The sequence below is a fragment of the Microvirga puerhi genome, from assembly GCF_020089865.1.
Taxonomy (GTDB): domain Bacteria; phylum Pseudomonadota; class Alphaproteobacteria; order Rhizobiales; family Beijerinckiaceae; genus Microvirga; species Microvirga puerhi.
The window spans coordinates 1-5,456 of the sequence record NZ_JAIRBM010000039.1 but is presented as its reverse complement, the minus strand read 5'-3'; the positions used below and the strand labels follow the sequence as shown (position 1 = coordinate 5,456).

General features: G+C 54.7%; 3 protein-coding genes and 1 pseudogene. All 4 read left to right on the top strand.

Annotation, left to right across the window (positions count from 1 at the left end; genetic code table 11):
* Positions 1 to 380 precede the first annotated feature (380 nt).
* Positions 381 to 2,075 carry a methyl-accepting chemotaxis protein gene (locus K9B37_RS24485; RefSeq protein ID WP_224316428.1) on the top strand — a complete coding sequence of 565 codons (1,695 nt, stop codon included), beginning with the start codon at positions 381 to 383 and terminating at the stop codon, positions 2,073 to 2,075.
* A gap of 85 nt (positions 2,076 to 2,160) precedes the next feature.
* A complete protein-coding gene (locus K9B37_RS24480; RefSeq protein WP_224316427.1) occupies positions 2,161 to 4,806 on the top strand; it encodes a hybrid sensor histidine kinase/response regulator in 2,646 nt (881 codons plus the stop codon).
* Positions 4,803 to 5,294, top strand: coding sequence for a chemotaxis protein CheW (locus K9B37_RS24475; protein ID WP_224316426.1), 492 nt, complete (start codon positions 4,803 to 4,805; stop codon positions 5,292 to 5,294). The genes K9B37_RS24480 and K9B37_RS24475 overlap by 4 nt, the downstream gene beginning before the upstream one ends.
* A 34-nt stretch (positions 5,295 to 5,328) precedes the next feature.
* Positions 5,329 to 5,456 (top strand): annotated as a pseudogene (locus K9B37_RS24470) (two-component system response regulator); the annotation flags it as partial.

Below are 5,456 nucleotides of genomic sequence, written 5' to 3'. Positions count from 1 at the left end.
GGGCGAACGTCGTTGCGTCAACGGCAAAGGCGCACGCCGTGAATCCCGTCCCGTCCTTGTCGCGAAGTGTTGCCTCAATGCAATACATCGACACCGCGTGATAAAAGGACTCACGACGATCCGGTCAGGCGGCAAAAGCTGGTCTGAGGCGTCTCATGTGACAAGACAAATGCCAGCCCACAAAAATGTGCAGTAAACGGCAGGACGTAGTTAGAGAAACTATATTTCATGCATCTTTGATCGCGTCGCCGAAATAATGTGTCATTGGCAGTTATATTGAGATTGTAAGTAGTAATTCGCGATGCTTTTAACTTTTTGTAGAGATCATAATCGATATTACTTTGCCTCGAAAATGCCTAGTTTGTTCGTCGGAGCCTGCGATGCGCTTTCTCAACAATCTACGAGTTATGACCAAGGTCGCTGTGCCAGTGGCCATCTTCGTCGCCGTCTCCATCGGACTGGTTGTTCTCGCGAAGACTAGCCTTGATCGTCTCGCGGCCAATACCCAGGAGCTAGTGAGCGTCGACTTTCCGCGACTTAAAACGGTGATGGCGCTCGACTCCAAGATCAACGAAGCGACGATCCAAGAAAAAAATATCCTTGGTGATCGGAATATTGAGGGTCGCGGAGCCTATGGAAAGAGCTACGAAGAGGCGAAGCAAAGTGCGCTGGCTGAACTCGACAACCTGATGAAGAGCCTGACGTCAACAGATTCCAGAGCTGCCTACGACGATCTTAAGAACAGCATCATGGCCTATTTCGCCTTGGCTGATCAGAGTGTTGCCCACGGTCTGAAAGGCTATATGGACGATGCGGCTATGAAGATCTCCAACGGAGAGGGGCGTGACGCTCGTGTCAAGGTCAAGGACAGCGTCGCTGCACTCGTTGGTGTTAAAGCCAAGGAGCTCGATCAAGCGCGAGACAATGCGAACGCGCTTGCCGACAGCACCTCACTCATCTTGATTGTATCCACGGTCGCAGGCCTCGCCTTTGCACTTGTCATTCTGGCGTCGATTGTGCTGTTCGGAATCGTGCGCCCCCTCGGCGGAATAGCCAGAGCAATGTCGCGCCTCGCCAATGACGACCTTACGGTCTCCGTGGACGGGGCTGTGAGGAAAGACGAGGTCGGTCAGCTTGCACGCGCCCTACAAGTCTTCAAGGACAACGCGATTGAAGCGCGGCGGCTTGCCGAGGAGCAAATCGCCGAGAGCGACGCAAAGATGCGCAGAGCCCAGGCATTGGACCAACTGACGAAAGAGTTTGATCAGAAAGTCTCGTCGCTTACTCAGAGTCTCGCCTCTGCGGCGACGGAGATGGAGTCAACTGCTCAGTCCATGACCTATGTGGCGGATCGCACAACCGGACAGTCCGTAAATGTCGCGGGCGCTGCAGAGCAGACCTCTGCTAATGTCCAGACTGTCGCTGCCGCCACCGAGGAGCTATCCATTTCGATCAGAGAAATTGCAAGTCAGGTCTCGCAATCGTCGCAAATCGCCGAAAGGGCAGTGCTTGACGCGAGGCGTACCAACGAGACGGTGCAGACACTCGCAATCTCGGCAGAGAAGATTGGAAATGTAATTGCACTAATCAACAATATCGCCTCCCAAACGAACCTGCTTGCGCTCAATGCAACGATCGAAGCAGCTCGGGCAGGAGAAGCCGGTAAGGGTTTCGCGGTTGTCGCCAGTGAAGTCAAGGAGCTCGCAAACCAAACTTCCAAGGCCACGGACGAAATTTCGCACCAGATCGGTGCCGTCCAGCAGGCGACCGAAGAGGCCGTTACTGCGATCCAACAGATTGCGCAGACCATAACCGAGATGTCGCAGATCTCCGTCTCGATAGCGGCCGCCATGGAGCAACAGGGAGCAGCGACCCAAGAAATCTCACGCAATGTGCAGGAAGCTGCTCGCGGCACCGAAATGGTTACTAATAACATCGGTGACGTCCGTCAGGGCGCGAGTGAGACCGGAAGCGCTGCATCGCAGGTTCTTTCTGCAGCTCAGGAGCTGGCGAGGCACTCGGAGAGCTTGGGTCGGGAGGTTGAACACTTCCTGTCTGGCGTTCAAGCTGCCTGATCTCTTTCAAGCCTCTTCAGGCGCAAGCATGCGCCTGTCGCAAATCCTACTACAGTGTGTAGCGTAATAAACGTGAGTAGCTTTCATGGACGACCTTCTGCGTGAGTTTCTGACCGAAACGGCAGAGCACCTCGATACGGTCGATGTGGAACTGGTACGGTTTGAGCAGGATCCCAACAACAAGGCTATCCTGAGCAATATCTTCAGACTCGTCCACACGATCAAGGGAACCTGCGGATTTCTGGGGCTGCCTCGTCTGGAAGCATTGGCCCATGCTGCGGAAACGTTGATGGGGAAGTTTCGCGACGGGATGCCCGTCACGACACCTGCGGTTTCTCTAATTTTGGCAACTCTTGACCGCATCAAGGACATCCTCAACGAACTCGAGAAGCATTCCGTTGAGCCAAACGGATCGGATCATGATCTGATTGAGGCCCTTGAACGAATGGCAGCCACTGAGGTTCATACAGAGGCGTCGACTGCAATTGCACCGGCGTCATCCGTCGGATCCCTGACTTATCAGGTGCTTGAACGGGCGTTGCTGCCCGGCGAGGTACCACTTGACGAACTCGAGCGTGCTTTCCGTGAGACTCCCGGCCCGGAGGCGACAAAGCCAGAATCCGCTATTGTCATGCCGGTTGAGAGCGGCACTGCTCCCGTCTCGGCCGAAGAGGCTGCCGAAGCCGTTTCCGCCAAGGTCCAGACAATCCGGGTGAACGTCGATACTCTCGAGCATCTGATGACGATGGTTTCAGAGTTGGTACTCACCCGTAATCAGCTTCTCGAGATATCGCGTCGTGTCGAAGACAACAGTTACAAGGTGCCTCTGCAGCGCCTATCGCATGTGACAGCTGAGCTACAGGAGGGCGTCATGCGAACTCGCATGCAGCCTATCGGTAACGCTTGGCAGAAGTTGCCTCGGGTCATCCGTGACCTATCCGCGGAGCTGTCGAAGAAAATCGAACTCGTCATGCAGGGGGCGGACACAGAACTCGATCGACAAGTGTTAGAAGTTATTAAGGATCCTCTAACACATATGGTCCGGAACTCGGCCGATCACGGAATCGAGTCGCCTCTCGAGCGCAAAGCCGCCGGTAAGTCAGAGCGCGGTACGATTCGCCTCAATGCCTATCACGAAGGCGGAACAATCACGATCGAGATTGCTGACGATGGTCGCGGTCTTAACTTCGCGGCTATCCGGAGAAAGGCGGCGGAGCGTGGAATTGCGTCCGAGGCCGAAGTCGAGCGTATGAGCGACGCACAGGTCGCTAAGTTCATTTTCCATCCCGGGTTCTCTACCGCGGCAGCGATCACGTCCGTCTCAGGACGTGGCGTAGGCATGGACGTCGTCAAGACCAATATAGAACTCATCGGCGGAACAGTGGATATCCGCTCCGAGACTGGGCGAGGAACGACCTTCACCATTAAAATTCCGCTAACGCTGGCGATCGTTGCAGCGCTTATCGTCGCTTCCAAGGATCATCGCTATGCGATTCCGCAGGTGGCCGTGCTGGAGCTGGTTCGGGTTACACCAGGTTCTGAGCATGCGATAGAGCGTATCAATGGGACGCCTGTTCTCCGGCTTCGTGATCGACTGCTGCCAATTATTCCATTGTCGAAGGTCCTCAGCACCAGCAGTGAGGAAGACGTCAACGAAGGTTTCGTCGTTGTTACTCAGGTCGGCCGACAGCGCTTCGGAATTCTAGTAGACGGCGTGTTTCATACGGAGGAAATCGTTGTTAAACCAATGTCGTCCAAGTTGCGACATATTCAGCTCTTTTCTGGGAATACCATTCTTGGGGATGGCGCGGTCGTCCTCATCATCGATCCAAATGGACTCGCACGGATGGTCGGGTCCGGGACCGAGGACGGACAGATGCAGAGCGACGCTGCGCTTGAGCAGTCGAGCGTGGAAAACGAGGAGACGACGACACTTTTGGTATTTCGCGGTGGAGGAGAAAGTCTCAAGGCGGTTCCGCTGTCACTCGTGACGCGACTGGAGGAAATCGACGCATCTACCATCGAGTGGCTCGGAGGTCGGCCGTTGGTTCAGTACAGAGGCCGCTTGATGCCACTTGTTGCCTCGGACGAGGAGTTGGAGATTAAACGCGAGGGAATGCAGGCTCTAGTGGTGTTCTCCGATAGTGACTTCGCAATGGGACTCGCCGTTGATGAAATCGTCGATATCGTTGAGGATAAACTTGATATCGAACTCGTAGCGGATCGATCCGATCTAGTAGGCTCCGCTGTTATCCGGGGGCGGGCCACCGAGGTGGTCAACATCGCTCATTATCTGCCGCTTGTGGCCGAATCTTGGATGCGATCAGGTCAACCAGTAGGAATGGCCTCAAGCCGGTCTGTTTTGCTGGTTGATGGTTCTGCCTTCTTCAGAGACATGCTGACGCCGGTTCTGAAGGCTGCTGGCTATAAAGTTCATTCTGCAGGCAGTGCTGCGGAAGCACTCGGACTATTGTCGTCGGGCACGGGCATTGACGTTCTGATCACTGAGTTGGACCTGCCTGATCGCTCCGGCTTCGAGTTGATCGCGAGCCTGCGCTCCTCGACGCGCTATGCTCAACTGCCAGTAATTGGGCTAACAGTCAGGCATGATCCACGGCAGGTCGCACAAGCACATAAGCTCCAGGTGACGGAACTAGTCGCTAAGTTCGATCGTCGCGGGTTGATCGCAGCCCTTGCGGAACTGCACGGATCTCTTGAGGAAGCGGCATGAGCATCTCCCAACCAACCAATAACGACGTTACAAGAACCAAAGGTTTCGCGGAAATGATCGAGTACGTCACGGTGACTGTAGACGGGCAGCTGCTAGGCCTAGCTATTGATCGGGTCCATGACGTTTTTGTGGCTAGCGAGATGACCAGTGTTCCTCTGGCTTCGTCAGAGATTGCGGGGCTTCTGAATCTTCGCGGACGCGTGGTAACAGCAATATCACTACGCCGGCGTCTCCACCTTGCAGATCGTGAGGCAAGTGGGAGGCGGATGGCTGTTGGCTTAGAGCATAGCGGCGAGGCTTACGGACTCCTTGTCGATGAAGTCGGAGAGGTTCTTAAGCTCAATCCTGAGGCACTTCAACCCAATCCAGTTCATATGGATCCGCGCTGGGCTGGCTTGTCGCAGGGTGTTCACCAGCTCCAGGACAGATTGTTGATTATCTTAGATGTTGATGCTGTTCTTCAGTTCGATACCCAGCTTGCCGCATGAAGAGCTTTATCAGTCTGTGTAAGGACATAATACCGTGAGTCTTGACTATTCTATTCCTGTTCTTGTTGTTGACGACTATCAGACGATGGTTCGCATCCTACGCAACCTTCTCAAACAAGTTGGGTTCAAGGATGTGGACGACGCCTCCGATGGAACGGCAGC

What these genes read in the sequence shown, in the direction of transcription:
- K9B37_RS24485 (WP_224316428.1), top strand. Translation starts at nt 381, where the DNA reads ATGCGCTTTCTCAACAATCTACGAGTTATGACCAAGGTCGCTGTGCCA.
- K9B37_RS24480 (WP_224316427.1), top strand. Translation starts at nt 2,161, where the DNA reads ATGGACGACCTTCTGCGTGAGTTTCTGACCGAAACGGCAGAGCACCTC.
- K9B37_RS24475 (WP_224316426.1), top strand. Translation starts at nt 4,803, where the DNA reads ATGAGCATCTCCCAACCAACCAATAACGACGTTACAAGAACCAAAGGT.